Source organism: Mucilaginibacter pineti (assembly GCF_900101875.1).
GTDB classification, from domain to species: Bacteria; Bacteroidota; Bacteroidia; order Sphingobacteriales; family Sphingobacteriaceae; genus Mucilaginibacter; species Mucilaginibacter pineti.
Window position 1 is genome coordinate 213,572 of record NZ_FNAI01000010.1, and the last position, 21,700, is coordinate 235,271.

The following is a 21,700-nucleotide window of genomic DNA, read 5'->3' on the forward strand; positions in this document are numbered from 1 at the left end:
ATTAGCAGGTATCAACTATTTTGCGATCATTTCTGTTAAATAGTCTTGCTACTAACTACTTGATACCTACCTACGCGCTTAAATAAAATAACTCGTTGGCAAATTTGAAGTTTACGGCTGCTTTCATGCGGGCTTTCATACGTACTACGTTATCGTTGGTGTAGGGCTTCATGTAAACAGTTGATAGTTCTGATGCATCGCCAAGTAAATCAACACCTAAGAACAGATTTGATGATCTGGCGCCCAAAATGGTGTTGGCTTGCCAGTGATTCATCAGTTGTAGGGGTAAGCCCAGGTAATCCATCTTTTTAGAATCGGTAAAGGCATTTAATACGTTTACAGCCTTGTCTGCCTGGGCTTGTGCGTAGGCGTAGCCAACGTGCAGTGGGATCTGCAGGTTAAAATCGGCCTGACTGCGGTCGGCAGGGTCAAGTTGGGCGTAGATGCCGGCTAATACGCTTAAAACGTTGCTGGCATTAATGAAGCTCGCTGTAGCCGCTGTAGCTGTACCGCTGAATGTAGCTGGTTTACGGGTGTTAACCTCGTTGTAGTTGCGCACCAGTTTAAAGGTTGTTGAACTGGCAATTTTGATGAAATACGATTGTCCTTGAACGTTTGGTGCACCAGATGCGCCATTGGTAGTATCCTTACTTGTACCAGTTACTGCTGTAATGGTAACTACGTCGCCATCGGCTAATTTGCTGGTATCGGTTACGGTTACAATACCAGTTGCGTCAATTGCGGTAGCCGCCATTGAAGTTGCCGGTTTACTAAGATCAACTTTGTAAACGCCGGATGCTGCAGAGATGGAAGGTAATAATCCCGGGAAGGCTGCTGTAAATGCGGCCTCTTTGGTGGCGCCTTTACCAAGCCAGTACAAACGTTCGTTGGCTATTTGTATCTTGGTTAGGTAGCGTTGAACCATAAAGTCGGATAGATCAACAATACCTTCATAGTCCATGAATGCGCCGGGTTTAAGAGCTTGGGCTTCCCATGATTGGGCCAGTTTATCCCATTGTTCCTGTTTCATAAACTCGTAAACTACAGGGTCAAGGTAGCTTTCGGTTTGCTGGGCAGTAGTACCTTGGTCAGCGAATATGCCCGATGGGTTTTGGAGTATAACATCGTCATCAACATCAAGGATCACCTTGCGTGATTTTACGTCGTTAATTACGGTTAGCAAACCGCGCTTTACCGAATCGGCTTCCAGTAGCGTGCTTGCCATAAAACCCGCCAGCGCTTCGCCGGCATAGGTGTTGTTTGTGAATGTAAATTGAGCCATTTTTTATTCTGGTTTGTGTTTTGTGTGGCGTGTTGCCGGTTTATTCTGATTTTTGTTTTGTTTGGTATTGCTGTTTTGAGAAGAATGATATTACCCGACCCGCGAACCTGGCCTCAGGCAACAGATTTCCAACTTCTTATTTTCCTACAGCCCGTTTAACTGCGTTCTTAGCTATTTCGCTTTGAGGGGCAAAAAATGGACTTGCTTCGGTTTTTGCTTTGTTGCTGCGTTTTGAACCTTCGGGAATAAAAGTTGATTTTATTTCGTTTTTAACCTCGATACGAGTTTTTTGCAAGCGGCTGCCGGCTTCTTCCAGCGCTGTACGTGCTTCGGTTAGCAAGGTGTTTTGGGCATGTAACCTGGCTTTTAACTGTTGCAGGCGGTTTTGGATTTCAGTTGCTTTTTTTGATGTGCTAAATTTATCTGTTGGTACGTCATCGTCGTCATCATCTTCGGCATCTGTTTGGGCTGGGGTAACTTGCTTTACCTGGCCTTTTTGCACGGCAATCTTTTTTCCCTCGGCGGTGGTGTAGGTGTCGGTAGGGGCGGGGGTGGTCATGTCTTCATCCTCATACACCTCGGTGCCGGTATCCATGTCGCCGGCGTGATGCAGGGTGCCTTTGTCGGTAATGGTTTGTTTGTTCACCACTTTTTTAAAGAAGTTCATAATCTTATCCAAAACCGACGTGGTTTTCTCGATAAGTTCCTTGTTTTCGATGTTCATGTTGTTTTTATTGTTTAAGATTTTGTTAATGCATCGCTGGTAAACCGCTGGCGCGGTGCTGGTGTATTTTTGAATGAGTGCGCTGTTGGTGATGGTTGTATCGGCATAATCTTCAATGCGGTCTATAAAACCAAGGTCGAGCGCCTGATCGGCAGTCATCCAGGTGACGGAGTTTATTAAACTGTTTACTGTTACGCCGTCTAACCCGGATTTGTCCATGTAGATTTGCGCCAAGCGCGATTGTACTACATTCAACATCTGCACATCTTTTAAAAGTTCATCGGCATTGCCGCCGCTGCCTACCATAGGTTTATGGATCATAAGCAGAGCGTACTTGCTCATCACCACCTGCTGGCCGCCCATTGCCACAACCGAAGCTGCCGAAGCGGCCAGCGCATCTATATATGTAGTTACCCTGCCGGGATATTTTTTCAAAAGATCATAAATGGCTATGGCATCAAAGGCGCTGCCACCTACCGAACTAATGTGGACCTCAACGTCGCCGCCGGCAGCTGCCTCCAGCTGGGTTTGTATGTAGGCTGATGATAAGCTGCCCGAACCTATACAGTCGGTTTCGGTATCGTATAAATAAATTTTGTAGCTCATTGGTGTTTAGATATGAGATGTTAGATATGAGTATTGAGATTTTCGTCTGAAGCAGATGTTCAGAATTTTTGGATTCTCAGAATTGGGAAATGAATTCTATAAATTCTAAAATCCTTTAATTCTGATTGATGTTTGTGATGCCGATTGGCATAATTCAAAGATCGATATTATTGTTTTGTTTAATGGTGACAGTGGTTTGTTAGTGGGTGAATTTTGTCTGAACCGGGATTTTTGAGATTCGTCAGATTTTTAGGATTTTGATTGGCAAGTATTTTAATCCATTAAATCCCTTAATCAGTTTAATCGTGGTTCAGACTAATTGATTGACATAACAAATATCAGTAGTATTATTTTGTTTGATGGTGACAGTAGTTTGTCAGTGGGTTTGAATTTTGTCTGAACCGGGATTTTTGAGATTCATCAGATTTTTAGGATTTTGATTGGCAAGTATTTAATACTGTAATCCCTCAATCTTCTTAATCGTGGTTCAGACTAATTGATCGACATAACAAATATCGGCACTATTATTTTGTTTGACGGTGACAGTAGTTTGTCAGTGCGCTGTATTTTGTCTGAACTGGGATTTTTAGGATTCATCAGATTTTTAGATTTTGATTTGCAAATGTTTTAATCCTGCGAATTCCTTAATCTGTTTAATCGTGGTTCAGACAATAACCACCCGAACCACCTAAGCCGTAAAGCAATTCAACGCACGCCAGATGGTGCGTTCGTCTTTACCGAACTTTACTTCGGCCTCCAGTACAGCCTGGTTTTTGGTGATGTGGCGAATCTGCATTTGGGCGTTTATCCAAAGGTAAATTTCGCGGTAGGTAAATATTTTGGTGGTGATGAAGCCTGCCTTGTACATGGCCGAAAATACGCCATCATCAAACAGGGTGTTTGCTATTTTAATATCCATTTTCAAAGTCAAAAGTCAAAAGTCAAAAGTCAAAAGTCAAAAGGCAAAAGGCAAAAGGCAAAAGGCAAAAGGTATGTTTGAAATGCATATTGGCATAAGTGCATCCGTGTACTCAGTTATTTTGACTTTTTAATTTTGCCTTTTGAATTAAAGATTCACCCTGTTAACCGTTTGAGCCAGTATGTTTTGTTGGTTGTTAACGTCCTTCACGTCTACATAAATAGGGGGGAAGTTGTTGATCAACTGGTAGGCCAGCGTATTGGCCAGGTCTTTTACATCATTAACCGGTTGGTTGTAGTAACGGTTGGCGTTGCCGCCATCGGTAAATATACCGCCTATGGCATAGCCGCTGCCGGTATTTGGAGCCGAAAAATCACGCCCGCCGTGTGCTACGTTTATGGCGCTCACCAGGTTGCGTGCCCAAGGATTGCGCATGGCTTCTGACACCACCACCGCCTCGCCCGAACGCAGGTAGGCATTGGTATTATCGGTACGGCTGTAACCAGGCAGCAGCGCGCCCCGCCCGTCCGACTGGTAATGCAAGCCGCCCTTGGCATACTGAGGAGCTTTTTGAGCCGCAATAGTGGCCACCTGTATGGCGGTAGAAGCAATAATACCCGGAATAACAAGCGGTGCCAATACACCCGCCTGCGAAGTGGCTTTGGTAATGGCCAGCGCACCGTTAACCACGGCCTGCAATATCGAAGCCTTTTGTTCGGCCTTAAAGGCCTTTACCTTTTCGGCGGCTTCCTGTTTTTGGTATTTGGCTTCAATGGCCTTGCGCTGGGTAGCAGTTAAACTCTTATTGCTTAGTTCAGCAGCCTTATCCTGCTCCAGTCCCCGTATTTTGGCATCGCTTGATGATTTTATGTTATTACCGATGATGGAGAATGCCTTATCCGAAATTTGCTGGGCAGCTTTTACGGCGAAGTCCTTACGGTCCTGCTCGTTCTTTTTTGTGGCATCGGTAATTGCCTGTTCATATTGTAGTCTGATCTCGGCGGTGTCTTTGCCAGCCTCGGCGGCCTTTTGAATTTCGAAATTGTATTTATCCGTTATCAGCTGCTTTTCGGCCTCCAGTTTATTCCAGGGTAGGGCTTTATCAACGTTATGCTGGTCTTTATCAATAACATCTTTTTGTTGCTGGGCATCAACAAGGTCTTTTTGTTGCTGCTGTACTTTGGCCAGTTCATCGGCATCCATTCGCTTAACAATTTCGCCAAGGCCTATATGATATTTTTCTTCCAGCTGCTGGCTTTCCTTACTGTAATCTTCCTGACTCAGGAGTTTGTTATCATACAAACGTTTTAGTGTAGCTTGTTCCTCGGTATAACTGTTTTTTTGCGATTCTATTTTTTTAGCCAATCCGTTAGCCGTGTCTTGTATTTGTTTTAGTTGAAAATCGTGGTATGCTTTTTCGGCAGCAGCAAGTGAGTTGGTTTGTTCTGGAGTAGATTGTTTGAAACTCTGCTCCAGTTTTTTAGCTGAATCACCTTTGGCAAGGACGCTGGCTCCATATTTTACGGTTAACTTTTCTACAGAATCGGCAAGTTTGTCGTTCTCTGTATTTAGCAACTTGGTATCAGAATGTAAATCATAAATTACTTTATCGCTTTCAGCAAGTAACTTTTTTTGCTTCTCCCACTCGTTAGTGTAAGGCTCTTTGACTCCGTGAGCCAATAAAAAATTTTTACTAAATTGTGTTGCCGCTGAATCATAAGATTTTGGAGACAACGCATCTATTTCATCATTTGTCTTTTTTTGCTGAGCTAATATCTTTAAATTATTAGCCCTTTCTTTTGCTATTTTTTGCTCATTTTCTAAAGCTCTGCTTGCATTTGAAGTAATTTTGTTTTTATAGGCTTCGGCATAGGCTGCAGCCAGTATTTGTTCCTTTAAATTCTTATACTCATTAGACGCTTTACCAGTTAATATAGTTTCATCTTTAAGGGCCTTAAAAGTATTGGGCCATTGATCTTTCAGTTCATCGATTATTTTTATTCGGTCGGTCAGCTTTACATTATGATCCTGCGTAGCCCTATATAAACTATTTAAGGCAGTTAGTTCGCCTTGTGCAGATTGCGCGCCTCTTAATCTGGTTTGGATCATAGCGTCAGCAATAATAGCGTTATCTTTCATCGCTTTACCGAATGCGGATAGTCTTGTTTCGCCTTTAATTAATTCACTTACCCAATTGATTATAGCCCCGCTATAAGTGGTAAGTAAGGTAATACCTACTGATATTATCGAGTTCCAGGAAAACATGGATGATGCTAACTGGGATAACACACTTACTGGTTTTTGACCGGATGCCGCAAGTTCTTTATTTTGGGCATTTAATTTGGTCATAGCTTCTACCACCTCGGGTAGTTTCTCACCAATTGCTTTAAGCCCTGCTTCTAAACCATCAGAAAATTCGGGGAGCTTACTGTTAACGCCTACTATTGAAGTTTTTAAGGCGTCCATAGCATCTTTGTATTCCTTTGCTTTGTTAATGTCGTCGTCGGTGATTCCGGTGTTGTTTTGATTTGCCATCTTTATTCAGTTATGTTTTTAATGCCAAATGGCATAATTGTGAAGTTTTTTTGAGATTCTAATTTTGATTCAAAATTAGAATATTGATGTTTGGGCTTTTGTCGTATTGTATGTATGTATATAATAACAGCTATCAGTAATTACGTAATTATTGGGGATCTTATCAGGATTGATTACCTTATCTATCATTTGCACAACAGGTTTAATAGCATAAAAATATGGTTCACCTTTTATCGACATTCTTTTAACATAATCACCTATATAGGCAGTTTTGTATTTTAGTAACCGTTTAATTATTATAGCATCCCCTGTATTAATAATCTTTAAAGGAGCAGATGGATTGAATTTTTTCATCAGATCAGACTTTTTCGAAGAATCAATATTTAAACGCTCAATTTCAGCAAGGGTCATTGGTCTTATTATCTTATAAATATTTATGTCAAGATCATGGCTTATGCAATCATCTGCGGCATAAAGTTTGTCTCCCTTATCTAAATGAACAGGTATAAATGTCATATAAGCAGCTATAAAGTAATATCTTCCAAAATAACCAATACTAAATAAAAGGATAATAATACTAATTATGATCCATCTTTTACGTTTGGGTTTATTATTGTTTATAGTCGATGCTGACATTTTTTAGGTTGCTAATTTTATTGGTAAAAATAATAAATTCAATATTGAAATGCAAATTAAAATAATTACACAGGTGGGTTGCGATTAGTTATTACACGCGGCACGAATAGACCAGCGGGATATCGAGCGATTTGCTCATTTCAATCGCTTGGTTTTTAAGCTGATCGGTACCGGTATTTACATCCGATAAAATTTGTTTGTTAATTTCATTTGGCATTGTTTTTTATGTTTAATATGACATTTGGCATAATTTATTAGAAATAAAGCATTTGCTTTATTTTTTAAACTGCGGGGCTTCTTCTAATCTTGCGTCACTTGCATCCATATAGTAATTATCATTTGATAAAATATAGCCTTTGGGAATGTCTAATAAATAATGGGATGGTTTTTTAAACGCTGGTTTAAATATATACCAATGATCTATAAATCCAGATTCATGAATACTATCCTTTCCTACATATATACCCACAAAACTTGATTTTGACTTGAAAAGGCTATCAACTTTATATGTTATTTCGGCAGTTACAAGTTGTGGTTTTAAGGAAGTATCAAGTTGTGCTTTGAGTTTTACTTTTTCCCATTCCTGTATCTTCATTGTATCTATATCCGATGCCGCTATAGGTTTCAATAATCTAAACGGCGTGAATTCTGTGAGGATAGTGTCTTTGAAAAAGCCATCATAAGCATATAATCTATCTCCTGGTTTTACTTTGTTCCAAGTTAATTTTGAATCCTGATTTAAGGCGCCATGAATAATAAAGATAAACAACCCGATACCAATAACAGCAGCAAGTGCCGTCCAAAACAGTTTGTTCATTACGTTTCCACTTCTGAGAAAACGGCTTAAAAAATTGTATGTTCCGCGTTCTTCTGCGTAATCTCTTATTTCGTTAAAATCTGCCATATTGCTTAGGTTTGCTAATTTTATTGGTAAAAATAATAAATTCAATATTGAAATGCAAATAAAAATAATTACATAGTTGCTTTGTTGGTTAAGCAAACTCGGCTAATTGCTCTATTTTAATTTCAACGGCTCTTGCTCTTGCATTCTCAGATATTGATTTGGTAAGGTCATCATAACTACTTTTGGCATTACCATTCATTATGATTTCATCTTTCAAGCCTGCAAAATGACTTGGAAATTCTTTCTTAAGTTCTTTCACGCTTAAAAGTCTATCAGCAGTAGCATTATTTAAGTCTGTTGCCGATTTATAAAGAATTTTAAGCCGGGTAGACTCGGATGCGACATCTTTGTTTGATGATCTCATTATATCATTGAGATTTTTAAAGTTTTTTGTTACAGCCACTAAAGCGTCATTTCCCTTAAATAAGGCGGTTGCAAAGTTTATAATTTCGGGAAGAAAAGCTGTAATAATACCTAACCCTCCGGAAAGGGCAACTCCCCAAGTTCTCATTGTATTGGTAAATAGTATAACTACTTCATTCCACAAGACAAATGAGGACGACGCATTGGTAACATTATCATACATCTTATCACTATCAGATGCTACTTCTTTGTGTTGATCGTTAAGTTTAGATAATGATTCGGTATATTTTGATAAATTACGATCTAAGGTATTTAGATTATTTGAGAATGAATTAAATGGTTGTGAGAGCCCGTTTACAGATTTGCGTAAACTGTCAAACGCTTTGGTGTAGGTATCTATTTGTTTTTGTCCATTGCCACTTACAGTAACATCAATGGAAATTTTGTTATCATCTGCCATTTTTATAGGTTTATTGAATAATTAATTGTTATGAAAATATTAAAATCGGAGACATTTAGGGATTTGGACAAACTAACCTCGTTTGCAAATAAACTCAAACTTGCAAAGGATGATATAGTGGTAATTACGCAGACAGTATACTGCGTTGTTTTGTGGTATTATGGAGAAGAATAATTAACTAATTCTTGGATAATTTGTGTAGCTAATGCCGTACTTTCTTGCTCGCCAGTGATTGTCACATCAATGGATATTTTGTTATCATCTGCCATTTTTATAGGTTTAGTAAATAATTAATTGGTATGAAAATATTAAAATCGAAAGCGTTTAAGGATTTGGACAAACTAACATCGTTTGCAAATAATCTCAGACTTACAAAGGACGATATAGTAGTAATTACGCAGACCGAATATTGGATCGTTTTATGGTATTATGGAGAAGAATAATAGTTTTTAACGCTGTAGTTTACTGTTAACGCCAATTATAGAAGTTTTTAAGGCATTCATAGCATCTTTATACTCCTTTGCTTTTTTAATGTCGTCGTCGGTGATTCCGACGGTGTTTTGATTTGCCATAATAATTATGTTTTAAGTGCCAATTGGCATAATATAAAATATTTTTAAGTTTGAGAAATGAATTATTTAAACTTAAAAAGCGTCTTTGTTACTAGTTTGGATTGCAAGTACGTAAAAAGGTCCATCCTCATAAGTATAACCTGATGGCAGATCGTAAAGATTAGTTCCTGTTTGTTTAACTAAAGCTTTTTTATTGATAACTAAAGAGAAAAATATCATCGGATGAAAATTATCACCAGCTTTTACGTCATAAATCTTATATCCTGTATAGGTGCCTATACACGTTGTTTTATATTTCTTTAAACTGTCAACACTTATAGCCCATGCACATTCTATCATGTAAGGTTTACCAGATGAATTTTTATCTATGGGTCGTATTTTTCTGTAAAGATTTAAAATATAAGAATGTTCATCAATCACGTATTTTTTAGCAAAGATTCTATCCTGGAGTTTATAATGATTGTTTTTTGCATTTAAATAATAGAGCTGTAAAAAGGATTTATTAGCTAAAACCAGCCCCGCTATTATAATAATAGATACTGTTCCAATTAATAACCATCTATATTTTTGAAAACCTGACTTCTTAGTTGAAATTTTATTTGACATTATTTAGGTTTGCTAATTTTATTGGTAAAAATAATAAATTCAGTAATGAAATGCAAATTAAAATAATTACATAATTGAGTTGCGCCTGGTTAAGCACAAGCGGCACAAACGCGCTGGCGGGCGGCCTATTATCTTATCCTAACCCTGTAACAAAATATCCACTTTATAATCATATTGAAAAAACGCCAGCAATATGATCATCTTAAAATCAGACTACTTTAGCACCCATGAACGCCTTTCACGCTTTATAAATGAAAACCACATAAAGCGCGAGGATATATTGGTTATTACCCAAGTTCCGGGTTCGTTTACTATTTTGTTTTATGCAGATGATTCAGTACAGGAGATAACACACGGCATGTTCTCTTAACCAAGTTTCACCAGTTCTACCTTTACGGGTTGTCCTTTGCGCCAGCTATCTATTTTGTTAATGTAATAGTAGCAGCTGTCCTGCTCCAGGTAAACAGGGATCAGCAGGTCGAGGTCGAGGATATCGCGCGGGGTGAGCAGCAGGTAGCGCACCACCTTTTTGGTTTGGCTGAGTATCTTCTCGAGTTCGGGGTAATAGGCTATCCGCAGGTCTTCCCATAGTAAGCTGTATTCACCGCCAGGTTTGTAAAAATAGGGTACGGATATGGTATCGTTAACCATAACCTGGTTATCTCCATCGGTAAAGGCGATGGCAGCCGAACCCTGCAGATTGAGCTTTTGGTCTATCAACAACCGGGGTTGGGTACTTATGCTAAAATCAATAGCATCAGTATCCTGCGAGGTATCAACCTTAAGTATCTGCGCTATCGAATCGCCAATATAAGGCCGGTTAAGGGTGGGAGCAAACTGGCTTTCGAACAGGGCGGTTGATAGCGGCAGTGTTTTGTCTTTTACGTTTATTTGCGCATTGCCAAGGTTTTTTGGGAGGATGCTATCATCATCTTTATAGGTCATGGTGTTTACCTGCGCGTAATTGCCCAACTGAAATGAAACTGTTTTACCCTGGTCAATACATTTGCTTGTCCAGTTTACAGCAACGGGGATATTGCCAACAATTTCCCTGAATGACGAAAATGTAACCGTACGGTTGGTATTATCAGTTTGGCAGATAATACCGAAATGCTGCAGTGTATCTTTAAGCAGATCCTTCTGGGTAATATCGGGGAAAATACGCTCGCATTGTACCTGCTGCTTATACAGCACGTTGGTATTTACTGATTTTATTACCATGGAGGCATCGGCATAAAATTCAATACTTGATTGCGTATTACCCGAAAAGTGATAGCTGATATATATCCTGTCGTTTATTGCCAAATCAGTATCTATTGATAAACTTTTGGCTCCAAAGGTTTGCCAGCCGTAAATATTACCTCCGCTTCCCTTGGTGCGGTTATTGGGGTTCCACTCCGAAAAATCATAATTAATAGTGGTAAGCTCTTCAATACCTGCCGTTCCTCCTTTGTTAAGGGTGATACTTACACTTGCCGGATAGCCAGTAACCCGCCCGTCCAGCCTGGCGCGTGGAATGGTTACTATTATATTGGCCGTGGTAATTATCTTTGAAGTAAAGGTTGTACCATCAAATTGTTTTTTACCATCGGCTACAATATTGCTGAATGCCACGGTGCCTATGCCGTCGCTGGTTTTTAAGTGGCGTATGGTTTGTGTTCCATTTACCAGCGCGGTAAGTCCATATTCATCAGGCTTGTTTTGCGTATCGCCACCGTGTTCAAAATTGTCGTTTGCAAACTGCACTATCAGTTTATCATACATCGGTTGTTGCAGCAAAAAAGACTGGGGATTTATTTTATAACCGGTGGTTTGAGCAAACAGGTTTATGGCTGTTTTTAAAAAGAAGCCAGGTCGTAGGTAACGCACATCAATTTGAGGTGAATTTTTAAAATCGATTGCTATTTTGCCATAATCAACCACTGGCCATATATAGCCTTCAGTTTTGATTTGCGATAAGGCAACTGTTTGCAGGTTCCAGGTATGCTCATAAGGGCCAAAGGCGTTTAACTGACCAACCGTGGTTGTGCTATCGCCCATATCATAGATCTTCACATCCAGCGAATCAAAAAAATCAACGTTACCGCTTAGTACAGTTATACTGGCGGTGTCCTGCTCAATAAGATTTAGCTGGGCTATGCCGTAAGGAACTATCTCCAGGCCATCCTGTATAATGCGGGCGTCGTAATTATCATAAGGCAGCAGCGTTGTAAAGGCAACATCATCCGGGAAACCCAGTATTTGCCGGTTGCGCTGCGTAAGAGGTAGCTTAAACTGATTGCTGGTATTTCCCTGCTGGTTTTTTACTTCGGCAAGGTTGTTGATCTGAAAGGTGAGGGCTATAGGACTATCGTCCATAAGGTCAACCAGTTGGTAGTTAAGGTATAATTGTATCTGGTCCATTTTTAGTTTTGGTTCATTAGTTCAATGGTTCATTAGTTCATTTGGATTGAATTTTTAGATAAAACAATCCCAAAACGAACATTCGAAATCCCAAATCCTTACTGCGTTTGTATGTTAATTGATGGCATATTGAACGTAAGGCTGAAAGGCGCCTGGCCGTTGTGTGTTTCGTACTCGCTATAAGTGGCTGTGTTTATTACAATGGTTTGCCATTTTACCGGGTTTTTGTTCACCAGCATTTGCACCTTGGGCGAGTATTTTATGGATTGCAGTCCCTTGATATCCGTAACCTTCAAATCCTCGGCCATTACCTTCATTTTTTGCCCGGCGGTTTTGCTTATTACTTCTTCAATGCCTTGCTGATTTTCCCAATCACTTACAAAGTTTTTAATGATGGTTGCATTTTGTACATCGAGGCTAACTTCCTGGTTGTAAACAAAACGATAGTAATTCCACGATCCGCTTAGGCCAATCCAACGCAGGTAAACCGAATTGTCGTCAACCGCGTCATCAATGCGTACAGTTTGCGTTTGGGTTACGGTATGTGATGTATGTTCATCGTCATACTTTAAGGCAATAGTAAAGTAATACGCCTCGCGCGGGAAGTTGCCGTTAATCATTAAACGGTTTAAACCCAGCTGCGCGGGCACTGGAGTATTTACCTGCGTTTGATTGGCAATTATGAATTTACCGCCATCCTGGTTAAGCAGCCACGAGCCATCGTCATTAAGCAGGTAGCTTGCCTGCGGCCCGCCCAGCGGATTGCGGTTAATATCCAACAGCGTTAACTCGCAATACAATTGTAAGCCAACCATTTCCTCACTATAAATAAAACTGATATCAAATGGGTAGCCAATGGAATAAGCAGGTTCGTTAAAGTCGGTTACCCAGCGGGCCAGTTGAGTAGGATCGGTAACATGGGCAAAGGGTACATACGCTGCCAGGTTACCGCCATATTGCTGGCCAAGCTGCCGAGCCGCGTAAACCACATAATAAGGGTTGGCAATGGTGGTGTAAATAAGGTTGTTCTCATCTAAGTTGTCACCATCGTACCGCTCAATATATTGCAGCTGATAGCTGGCGCTCAGGTTATCATCCCTGAAATTTGTTTGGGTATAACTGCTGTCATCAGCAGGGCGCAGCAGGCTTTGCAAAAAGTTGGATAGATCTGCCCTTACAATGCCCTCGTTATTAGGTCGATTGGTTGAGGTTATGGTGTTTTGCCTGCCGGTTAACTTATCCATATAAGTTAGTTTTGTAATAACCTTATGATAAGGTCGCAGCCTGTTGATGTTGATAAAACCTGTTGCATTACCCGCAAATGCGGTGTTTATTACTATGCTGAAAATACTTATCCCCACAATGGTATAAACCCCTTTATAAGGGCCGGCATTGATGTATACGGTATCGCCAATAAAAACTTTAGGCACCGAGTTGGTAAGATTAATAAATGCTGTGTTAACCGCCACTTGTGCAAAGCCATTACCAGCAGCCTGGGTTACATCATGTACCGCAAAATCCTTACGCTGGTAAATGAAAACAATGGGATTAAAAGCCGCGCTCCAGCGGGAAACATTGCCCCCTGTTAGCGTTACCGATGGATCATCTACCAGTAGCCCCGAAAGGGTATTTATGTTTACCGAAAGCTGATCGGTACAGCCTAAAGGGTTTGAATCCTTAGCCATGATTTGCACCAGTCCATAGCTTAAGCCGCTAAACACTGGCGATAGCTGCCAGGTACTGCCCAGGTCTTTACTGTACATGATTGGTCCGTAGCTTGATGTGGCATGTACGGTAACTTGCGCGTCGGCTGCCCCGGCTACCGATTCCTGCTTATCAATATTGATGAAATTTATCACCATATCGCAGGCATGAGTAGGTGGGGGCGTAGCCGGCACGGTAGCAACCTTTGGGGTTGTGAACGATACAAAGTAGCCACTGGTTTCATTGCTAAGTAGCCCACTGAAAATTTTGAGGCTTTGGCCCGGGATGTTTACTGCCTTATTGCTAATGGTTCCGTTAATGTTTTCGGTATAAGTAACCTCAACAAAATTGCCGTTTACCGGGTTGCCTGCTGCATTGGTGAGTGAAATATATACGTCGCCATAAACCTGTATATCATCTGTTGTTGATGCATTGGTAATTGAGATGTTTGCTATTATAGCCATATTAAAATAGTTTGTTTTTGATGATGGGATGCTTGCCTAAGTGCCACTATGTTAAAACACATCAAAGTACATGGTAGCCAGGGTAATGGTTAGGCCAATGCCAGTGGTATTAACATCAAACTTATTATAAACAGGTACACATTTGGCTTTGTTGCCCGCTTTAATGCGGAAATACCGGCCTTCGCCTTCGCGATATGTTGATGCTTTTACAATGAACTGGTTGGCCAGCTGTAAGGCCTGGGTTATGTAGGTTTCATTATCGGCGGTATATTGTCCAAAATCTGTTTTAAACAAAAATTCGAGGTAAATGGTAAAAGTGTTATCTACAGATCCGTTTACCTGCGGCGATAGATCTATAGGTTGCAGGGGGTACATAAATACACACGGGAAAGTGGCATCGTCTGCCAGGGTATTAAGCTCGGTTTGGGTACCATAAACAAACGACGGGCTACCCGTGAGTGTTTGCACAATGGCTTCTATTTGGTTACGCATGTTGTTAATTAATTATTGAATTATATAGTTATTGAATTATTGATTAATGGTGCGAGGAGTGGGGTATGAGGAGCGGGGAGCGGGATTTGGGTAATTAACGTATCTGCTCCCTGTTCCTGGCGCGCCGCTCTTCGCACCTCGCTCTTAGTAACCTCGCACCTCGCAACCCACTCCCCGAACCTGATTTTACCCCTCCCGGCTTATCTCCATATACTTTTTTTGGTATTCGGCTTCAGTTTTATTGAGGAGTAGTTTGGTGAGGATACGTTCGTAGGGCATGTTCATAACGGCATCCCATTTAGTGATGTCGCCGCCGGCAAGGGAGTTTATGGTGTTGATATATTTAAACTTTTCAAACGACTGGATACCTGCCCTTTTTTCCAAACCCGAAGCAGCCGATGCCAATAGCTTGTTTTCGGTTTCGATAAGTTGGGATAACAGGTAAAAAAATGTTTGGCTATGGGCAGTGCCTCCGTTACCCGCATGTTTTTTACCTGATTACAAAATTCCTCTACTTTATACTCGTTATACTTTTCGCCGGTTGCCCTGCAAAAAAAGTAATGTGCCAAAACTTGGCAGCACGCGTTTAATGACGGATTAAAGTTTTCCTTCCAGTCGCTTTCACCGTATTGTTTAATGTGGGTGTTTATTTCTTCGGCAATAATATCCCTGGCCGCCATGAATGCACCCGCGGGTTCAACAGCTAACTTTTGCAACACTTTTACGGTTGTTGGTTGAACGGAACCGGGCAAATGAAAAGTAACCTGTTTGGGGATGGCTTCGCTGTTGTACAGGTATTTTATCTGGTAGGATAAGGATAACACCGCATCGCCAAAATCCCGAAAATCATCAATGTTTTTTACCGAATACAAGTCATCAGCAGCAATACCCGAAAGTATGCTGATTGCTTCAATATCATTAAGCTGGGGCTTGGCCTGCATGGCCATCATTTGGCCCAGTGTAACATCGCTAAGTTGCGTAGGTATTTTTACCCGCAGTTTGCCATCGGTGGTTTTTAGTGTTTTTTCTATCATTACAACAAGAGCCCCCCGGCCCCCTGAAGGGGGAGCTTTATCTTAAATTTTTACAGGGATACGTTTAAATTGATTTTATGCTTATGTCAATCCATAAGGCCCGGTCAGTTCGTCGAACACACCGTTGCTGGTAACTGTACGCTGCGTTACAAATGGTAACCGCGACCGTAATTTTGTATCGTTATTGATCTTCAATTTATTTAAAGCAACATACCGCAGCGGATCTATCAGGTGGTTCCATCTGTCAACAGGTTCGTTAATTGTTTTGCCCGAGTTATCTACCCGCCATTTGTAGCGGCCCAGTTCATTGCGCAGGTTTACGCTGGCACGGGTAACGTTTATTTTGTAGCGTTTAAGGATATCAATAGAGTTTTTAATACTATCGTTACCCTTTTTTGCTCCACTTATCCACCAGCCCATGCGTTTTAATTCTTCTATTGATTTTGGTTCGGCGCTATCGGCAATTATCTCTGTTTTACGGTTCATATCTGTAGCTTTAAGCCTGCCGGATATATCGGTATTGGTAAGGCCGGTTTCATAAAAAAGTTCATTCACCCAAAGCTCGCCGTTTCGCTTGTATACCTGTAAACAGCCGGTTTGGTCGTTAGTAAAGCCAAAATCAAGGCCGGCAGCGATTAGGGTGGCGTCGGCCGGGATCTCATTACAAATGTACCAGTTGTTGAAAATGAGTCCGGTGATTTTACCGGTAAGGCCCCGGGCATAAACCTTCCACAATTCTATATCAACGGCCTTTAATGATTCTATTTTATCCCGCATCTGCTGATCCAGGAATGGGTTATGCCGGTGATCTGATATAATAAGCTGCACTCCCGGTCTGCCAATCAATTGTTCGTGAACCCAAAAGCTGTTATTGGGGTTGTAATCAATAAAAATGCGTTTGCGGGTACGTAGGGCAAGTTCTGTATAAATGTCATATGTTATGCCGTTGGCTTCGTTTATGAAAAGGTAATCCCGCTTCCCCGATTTTGCGTCCTGGGCATCGGCATAGCTTTTAAATTCTATGATGGTGCCATTGTAAAACTCAAATATGCGGTCGGTTTTATTATAGCCCTTTATCATGTTTTTTAAGCTTTCGGAATTGTTATAAATATTAAGCGCGTCTCGCAGGGCGCCGGCTTTAAGATTTGGTATATCCTGCCCAACTATGGTTATTACTTGTTTAGGCGTTTGACAGGCAAGGCAAAACAAAACCTGCTCAATGGCATAGGTTTTACCAGAGCTTGTGCCGCCTTGGTTTATAACAATGTGTTCAACCGTATGGTAGTTTTGCTCAAAAAGAACGGATACTTCGAATTTGGGGTCATTGCTTAGGTTGGTCATCAGGTCATTATATTGGTCATTAAGTCATTGAACTTTGAGCGATTGGTAATGTGTAATTTTCAAATCGCCGAATCATTATACTGCTACTTCCTTTTCGTTGCCGGCGGGGTTGGGGCCACTGGTTGTAATTTCTACTCTAAGGGTTTTATTAGTTTCAGCTACAGGGTGATTGATCTCTGGTTTATCGGTCCAGCCCATGCTTTTTAGCGCGAATATGGCCCCCGTTGGTTTTTCAAATAACAATTGTTCGTATGCGGCTTCTATACGCAACCGGGCATATTGAAGCGGTTTTGAATAGGTAGCTCTTTTTTCATAGCTTTTAAAATCCTCCATACTGTTAAAACCCAGGTAAAGTGCCAGGTTACAAAATGTAGGTGGTTCCGGTTCCCGTATCCAAATTTTGCCGGTTGGGGTTTCGGTGTTGTCTTTAGTGGGCTTTAACTTGTATTCTCCTTTGATATACAAAAAATAAGCGTCGATAAGTTGCACCAATTCTCTGGAGGTTTTGAACTTTAATGAAGTATTCATGTTATGTTTAAAATGCCGATTGGCATAAAGTAGAATCAAAAGTAAGGAATTTATTTTACATATACTAATTTTATTGGTAATTTTTTCTTTGGTTTATTAGTCTGGATAGAGAAGGTGGTGCATAGGATTAAACTTGAAAATTATTTAGGAAAGTTTGGATACCCATGAATTAATAAATAAAAAATATTTTCTATTTAAATAGAAAATATTTACATTTGTGTATGAGTAAAGCAATTAAAAACCCGGTATCGGGTGCAGCAGCATCCCGCCCGTACGTAGTACATGAAACTACATCAATGGTTAATGATCTGTTGGTGCCTTATGAAACGTATTTTAAATCGCCGCTTGCAAGGCTTGGTGCTATAAAGCAAGGTTTACGATCAGGCGCTATTGCCGATCTTTTGCAGGTTACCGGTGCTACGCAAATTGATATTGCCAAATGGCTTGATATTACCGAGCCCACCTTACGCAAACATATACAAGGTTCACGCGAGCTAAATCAAGGGCTTAGCGAGCATATTATACAACTTTTTGAACTTTTTGATAAAGGCCTTGATACTTTTGGTTCCCTCGATGAATTTAAAAGCTGGCTTAAACACTATAATCCCGGTATTGATGCTGTTCCCTTCGATTTGCTGGATACCCATACCGGCATCAGTATAATATTAACCCAGCTTATCCGTATTGATTACGGCGTACTGGCTTAATTAGTGAGTGATTGAAAAATCTATTACCAATCACTAATTTACCACTCACTATTTAAGTGCTTTGCTCTTCATCAATCGCTAATTCACTAAATCACAAATTCACCAATTGAATACCTACCGGATAAGTCAAACCAAATATGCCCATGACCGAAAAGGATCTGGGATAGACGGGCGATGGAACTCGCTTGGGCAGTATGTAATTTATACCGGCGGCTCACTTGCATTATCCTGCCTCGAAAAATTAGTGCATGCTGCCGGCACATCATTATATACCGGCGATTTTTCTGTTACTACACTTCATATTCCAGATAAAGTGCCTGTTACCGAAATTACTATCGCCCGCCTAATCAAACTCGATACAAATTGGCATAAAGTGATCAATTATCCGCTAACACAACTTTTGGGCGATACCTGGTTGCGTAAAATGGAAACAGCCGTGCTAAAAGTTCCATCGGCTATTATTGATATGGAGTTTAATTACCTGCTTAATCCGACCCATCCCGATTATGAAAAAATAAAGATAAGCAGTATAACAAAATTTACTTTTGATCCCCGGTTAAAAACATCTTGAGTATTAAGTTAAAGATATAACCTTATCTTAAATTTGAATAACTATTTATTAATCGCAATTTTGACCGCGTTATCAATATGATTGTTATTAATGTACGGTAAAAAAATATTTGTTTCGATTTTTTCATTTGCGGCTTTGCTATTAAGCACCGTAACCCTTTATGCGCAGGATAAAAGGTATATCCCTTTAGGCAGGCCTAAATATAAAGATACATCGATAGTGGTTCATGCCGATACCACGTATGAAAAAGATCTGTTTGATGTTATAAAATCGGTATTCAATAAAAATCACAATTCAGATAAGGTTGATTCTATTTCTACCAAACCGGTTTTTACCATTGTACCGGCAGTAGGGTATACCCTGCAAACAGATCTTGCTGGTACCTTATCGGGGAATGTGGCTTTCCGTACCGGGCCTAACGCACGTATTTCAACCATTACCACAAACCCCGCTTATACCCAAAAGAAGCAGATCATCGTATCCTTGCAATCAAACATATGGACCAAGAATAACAAGTACGATTTTATTGGCGACTTCAGGTTTTATAAATACCCGCAAAGCAGCTACGGTTTAGGAACCAATTCCGACCTGGCAAATGAAAACCCATTGGTGTATAGCTTTTTTCGGTTTTATGAAACGGTGCTGCGGCATATAGGTGGTAATTTTTACATGGGCCTGGGCTATATATATGATAACCGCTGGAATATGTCGGAAAAAGGTCAGCTTAATGGCGGCGTATCCGATTATGAAAGATATGGCCCGATAAGCAAGTCGGTTTCTACAGGGCTTACGTTTAACGCCTTGTTTGATAGCCGGGATAACTCTATCAACTCCTCGCGCGGTTTTTACACGCAGGTACAATACCGGGATAATTATACCTTCCTTGGCAGTACATCGGCATGGAGCTCCTTAATTGTTGATATTCGTAAATACTATAAGTTCCCGGCCAGTTCCGATAACGTGATAGCTTTTTGGTCGTACAATTGGGTGGTTATTCATGGGCGGCCTGCTTACCTCGATCTGCCATCAACAGGGCATGATCCTAATGCCACCACGGGTAGGGGATACATTCAAGGCCGGTTTCGCGGGGCGCAGATGGTTTACCTGGAAAGTGAATACCGTTTTAAGATAAGCCGTAACGGATTGCTGGGTGGTGTGGTATTTGCTAATGCGCAAAGTTTTTCGGCAGCACCGGGTACTCCTTTACAAACCATACAGCCTGGTTTTGGGCCGGGGTTACGCATTAAACTCAATAAGGTATCAAAAACTAATATCGCCCTTGATTATGGCTTTGGCCGGGAGGGCTCAAGAGGGTTGTTCATCAATGTTGGCGAGGTATTTTAACGCTGTTCCCGTGTAATATTTACACCTTTTCTATCTCATTATATCCAATATCTCCCGTTTTTGTCAATAGGTTGGTAACTATCTGAAATACAATAATTTTAATTGTATTTTTATTTGAAATAAACATGAACAAAGACATCTGTATTGCGTTTAATATACGTAAGTTAAAAAGTGTTAAAGATTACTTAAATTTTACTGTATTGATAACAATTCTAAATTATTATTATTAGCTTTATCCATCAATTTACCTATGAGCAGCACTCGGTTTACTAAATGGTTCATTTTCTTTACTTTAATCATTTCGGTGGCGTTAACGTCATGCCAGAAAGATGAGACGGTAAAGGATTTAGATGCTGTAAAAACCACCGCCGCTGCTGATAGCACATCAAACCTGAGTATCATAAACACTCCTGGTAATTTTTTAGCCGGCAAGGGTATCCTCAAAATAACCATCGAAGATTCAACTTATACATTTGACGCCGCCAAAGATTCTGTTGCTTTTATTAATGTACATAATGGCGATAGTAAATATTTCGGCATCACTGCTATAAATAAAGACCACACCATGAGTTTTGGTGTTAGTTCAATAGGTTTTGCGGCTGCAAATATCAACACAAAAATAGCCGGGAGCCAGTTTCTTTTCCGGACTAATGAAAAGAAGCCTATGCTGCAATATACCTTAACACAATTTACTGGCGAGGAAGAATCAGGTAAAATAAGCATCGAAAAATATAACAGCCAAAACCTTATTGCCAAAGGTACATTCTTTACTTTTTTGGCTAAGGACGATAAAGCAAACTCTCCGTTTTATCGTGTTGAAGGCAGTTTCGACCTTCAACTTAAATAACGCCATCCTATAAAATAAAAGCTGATTAAGGGAGTGTTATGCCTGTATGTTCTGCGTAATTTCAAGGTAAAAAAACTGCTGGTAACCTGCTTAATGCCACCGCACCTGTGGTAATATGGGCATTTTTTTGTACCTTTATGCAAATTTTAAAGACATTGATGAAAGTATTTATTGCAGGGCTTCCTTTAGAAGTAGATGAGGCCGAATTAACAGCAGTTTTTGGTGATTTTGGGCCGGTTAAATCGCTCAGGATTATTAAAGATCGCGAAACAAAAGAGAGTAAGGGTTTTGGATTTGTGGAAATGGTTAATGATAATGAAGCTAAAGAGGCAATAAGGTGCATGAACGGAGCTAATTATTATGGCCGCAGGATCACGGTTAACGTGGCCGAAGACAAAGGCCCGGGCTTTAACGGCGGCGGTAACAGCGGCGGCGGTAAAGGCGGCTTCAGACGTAACTAAACAACAAATAAAGAATTATTCTTTTTTAAAAGTATAAGCCGGCATTGCCCGGCTTTTTTGTCTTACAACAATTTGGTGTAGTTATGCTAATAGGCAAATGACATTTCTTTAAATATCCGGCATAATTATCATACTTTAGTGCTATATGTTTAACTTATTTTTCGGCCATGAAAAATAAACAAACCTGTTACAAACCT

General features: G+C 40.3%; 23 protein-coding genes. 6 read left to right on the top strand and 17 right to left on the bottom strand.

What is annotated here, in order from left to right; all coding sequences use genetic code 11:
• Positions 1–70: 70 nt before the first annotated feature.
• The 10 genes from BLS59_RS20710 to BLS59_RS20745 form a co-directional block, all read right to left on the bottom strand.
• Positions 71–1,282 carry a hypothetical protein gene (locus BLS59_RS20710; RefSeq protein WP_091152153.1) on the bottom strand — a complete coding sequence of 404 codons (1,212 nt, stop codon included), beginning with the start codon at positions 1,280–1,282 and terminating at the stop codon, positions 71–73.
• A gap of 136 nt (positions 1,283–1,418) precedes the next feature.
• The gene (locus BLS59_RS20715) at positions 1,419–2,612 is read right to left on the bottom strand and encodes a head maturation protease, ClpP-related (protein ID WP_091152154.1); all 1,194 of its coding nucleotides are present in this window, start codon (positions 2,610–2,612) and stop codon (positions 1,419–1,421) included.
• 688 nt (positions 2,613–3,300) lie between these two features.
• A complete protein-coding gene (locus BLS59_RS20720) occupies positions 3,301–3,531 on the bottom strand; it encodes a hypothetical protein (protein ID WP_091152156.1) in 231 nt (76 codons plus the stop codon).
• Between the two features lie 147 nt (positions 3,532–3,678).
• Positions 3,679–6,066 (bottom strand): hypothetical protein, encoded by a 2,388-nt coding sequence (locus BLS59_RS20725; RefSeq protein ID WP_091152158.1) that lies wholly within the window; start codon positions 6,064–6,066, stop codon positions 3,679–3,681.
• Between the two features lie 75 nt (positions 6,067–6,141).
• Complete coding sequence (locus BLS59_RS20730) at positions 6,142–6,702, bottom strand: hypothetical protein (protein WP_091152160.1); 561 nt, start codon at positions 6,700–6,702, stop codon at positions 6,142–6,144.
• A gap of 91 nt (positions 6,703–6,793) precedes the next feature.
• Entirely contained in the window at positions 6,794–6,919 is a 126-nt protein-coding gene (locus tag BLS59_RS32535; protein WP_262492964.1) for a hypothetical protein, read from the bottom strand.
• A gap of 57 nt (positions 6,920–6,976) precedes the next feature.
• Positions 6,977–7,606: a hypothetical protein gene (locus BLS59_RS20735; protein WP_143014196.1), complete on the bottom strand. Its 630-nt coding sequence runs from the start codon at positions 7,604–7,606 to the stop codon at positions 6,977–6,979.
• An 88-nt stretch (positions 7,607–7,694) separates the two neighbouring features.
• On the bottom strand, positions 7,695–8,429 hold the full coding sequence (locus tag BLS59_RS20740) for a hypothetical protein (protein WP_091152164.1): 735 nt from the start codon (positions 8,427–8,429) through the stop codon (positions 7,695–7,697).
• A gap of 449 nt (positions 8,430–8,878) precedes the next feature.
• A complete protein-coding gene (locus BLS59_RS32540; protein WP_262492965.1) occupies positions 8,879–9,001 on the bottom strand; it encodes a hypothetical protein in 123 nt (40 codons plus the stop codon).
• Positions 9,002–9,073: 72 nt separating this feature from the next.
• The gene (locus BLS59_RS20745; RefSeq protein WP_091152166.1) at positions 9,074–9,607 is read right to left on the bottom strand and encodes a hypothetical protein; all 534 of its coding nucleotides are present in this window, start codon (positions 9,605–9,607) and stop codon (positions 9,074–9,076) included.
• A gap of 193 nt (positions 9,608–9,800) precedes the next feature.
• On the opposite strand from BLS59_RS20745, the gene BLS59_RS31690 reads away from it, so the two are divergent.
• Positions 9,801–9,977, top strand: coding sequence for a hypothetical protein (locus tag BLS59_RS31690; protein WP_162842711.1), 177 nt, complete (start codon positions 9,801–9,803; stop codon positions 9,975–9,977).
• On the opposite strand, the gene BLS59_RS20750 is transcribed toward BLS59_RS31690, so the two are convergent.
• The 7 genes from BLS59_RS20750 to BLS59_RS20775 form a co-directional block, all read right to left on the bottom strand.
• Positions 9,974–12,010: a hypothetical protein gene (locus BLS59_RS20750; RefSeq protein WP_091152168.1), complete on the bottom strand. Its 2,037-nt coding sequence runs from the start codon at positions 12,008–12,010 to the stop codon at positions 9,974–9,976. The two genes, BLS59_RS31690 and BLS59_RS20750, sit on opposite strands and share 4 nt — an antisense overlap.
• Before the next feature lie 98 nt (positions 12,011–12,108).
• Positions 12,109–14,178, bottom strand: a complete 2,070-nt coding sequence (locus BLS59_RS20755) for a hypothetical protein (RefSeq protein WP_091152170.1) — start codon at positions 14,176–14,178, stop codon at positions 12,109–12,111.
• Between the two features lie 51 nt (positions 14,179–14,229).
• Positions 14,230–14,670 carry a hypothetical protein gene (locus tag BLS59_RS20760; RefSeq protein WP_091152172.1) on the bottom strand — a complete coding sequence of 147 codons (441 nt, stop codon included), beginning with the start codon at positions 14,668–14,670 and terminating at the stop codon, positions 14,230–14,232.
• Between the two features lie 186 nt (positions 14,671–14,856).
• On the bottom strand, positions 14,857–15,054 hold the full coding sequence (locus tag BLS59_RS31295) for a hypothetical protein (protein WP_143014197.1): 198 nt from the start codon (positions 15,052–15,054) through the stop codon (positions 14,857–14,859).
• Entirely contained in the window at positions 14,997–15,704 is a 708-nt protein-coding gene (locus BLS59_RS20765) for a hypothetical protein (RefSeq protein WP_091152174.1), read from the bottom strand. The genes BLS59_RS31295 and BLS59_RS20765 overlap by 58 nt, the downstream gene beginning before the upstream one ends.
• Positions 15,705–15,785: 81 nt before the next feature.
• Positions 15,786–17,045 (bottom strand): PBSX family phage terminase large subunit, encoded by a 1,260-nt coding sequence (locus BLS59_RS20770; RefSeq protein ID WP_091152176.1) that lies wholly within the window; start codon positions 17,043–17,045, stop codon positions 15,786–15,788.
• A 75-nt stretch (positions 17,046–17,120) separates the two neighbouring features.
• Positions 17,121–17,573, bottom strand: coding sequence for a terminase small subunit (locus BLS59_RS20775; RefSeq protein ID WP_091152178.1), 453 nt, complete (start codon positions 17,571–17,573; stop codon positions 17,121–17,123).
• A gap of 221 nt (positions 17,574–17,794) precedes the next feature.
• Here BLS59_RS20775 and BLS59_RS20780 point away from each other — a divergent pair, with 221 nt between their 5' ends.
• The 5 genes from BLS59_RS20780 to BLS59_RS20800 all read left to right on the top strand — a co-directional run bounded on the left by BLS59_RS20780 (position 17,795) and on the right by BLS59_RS20800 (position 21,503).
• Positions 17,795–18,280 carry an antitoxin Xre/MbcA/ParS toxin-binding domain-containing protein gene (locus tag BLS59_RS20780; protein WP_091152180.1) on the top strand — a complete coding sequence of 162 codons (486 nt, stop codon included), beginning with the start codon at positions 17,795–17,797 and terminating at the stop codon, positions 18,278–18,280.
• A gap of 106 nt (positions 18,281–18,386) precedes the next feature.
• Positions 18,387–18,851 carry an RES family NAD+ phosphorylase gene (locus BLS59_RS20785; RefSeq protein ID WP_162842712.1) on the top strand — a complete coding sequence of 155 codons (465 nt, stop codon included), beginning with the start codon at positions 18,387–18,389 and terminating at the stop codon, positions 18,849–18,851.
• Positions 18,852–18,941: 90 nt separating this feature from the next.
• A complete protein-coding gene (locus tag BLS59_RS20790; RefSeq protein WP_091152184.1) occupies positions 18,942–20,195 on the top strand; it encodes a BamA/TamA family outer membrane protein in 1,254 nt (417 codons plus the stop codon).
• Positions 20,196–20,445: 250 nt separating this feature from the next.
• Positions 20,446–21,042, top strand: a complete 597-nt coding sequence (locus BLS59_RS20795; protein ID WP_091152187.1) for a hypothetical protein — start codon at positions 20,446–20,448, stop codon at positions 21,040–21,042.
• Positions 21,043–21,200: 158 nt separating this feature from the next.
• Positions 21,201–21,503: an RNA recognition motif domain-containing protein gene (locus tag BLS59_RS20800; protein ID WP_091152274.1), complete on the top strand. Its 303-nt coding sequence runs from the start codon at positions 21,201–21,203 to the stop codon at positions 21,501–21,503.
• Positions 21,504–21,700 lie beyond the last annotated feature (197 nt).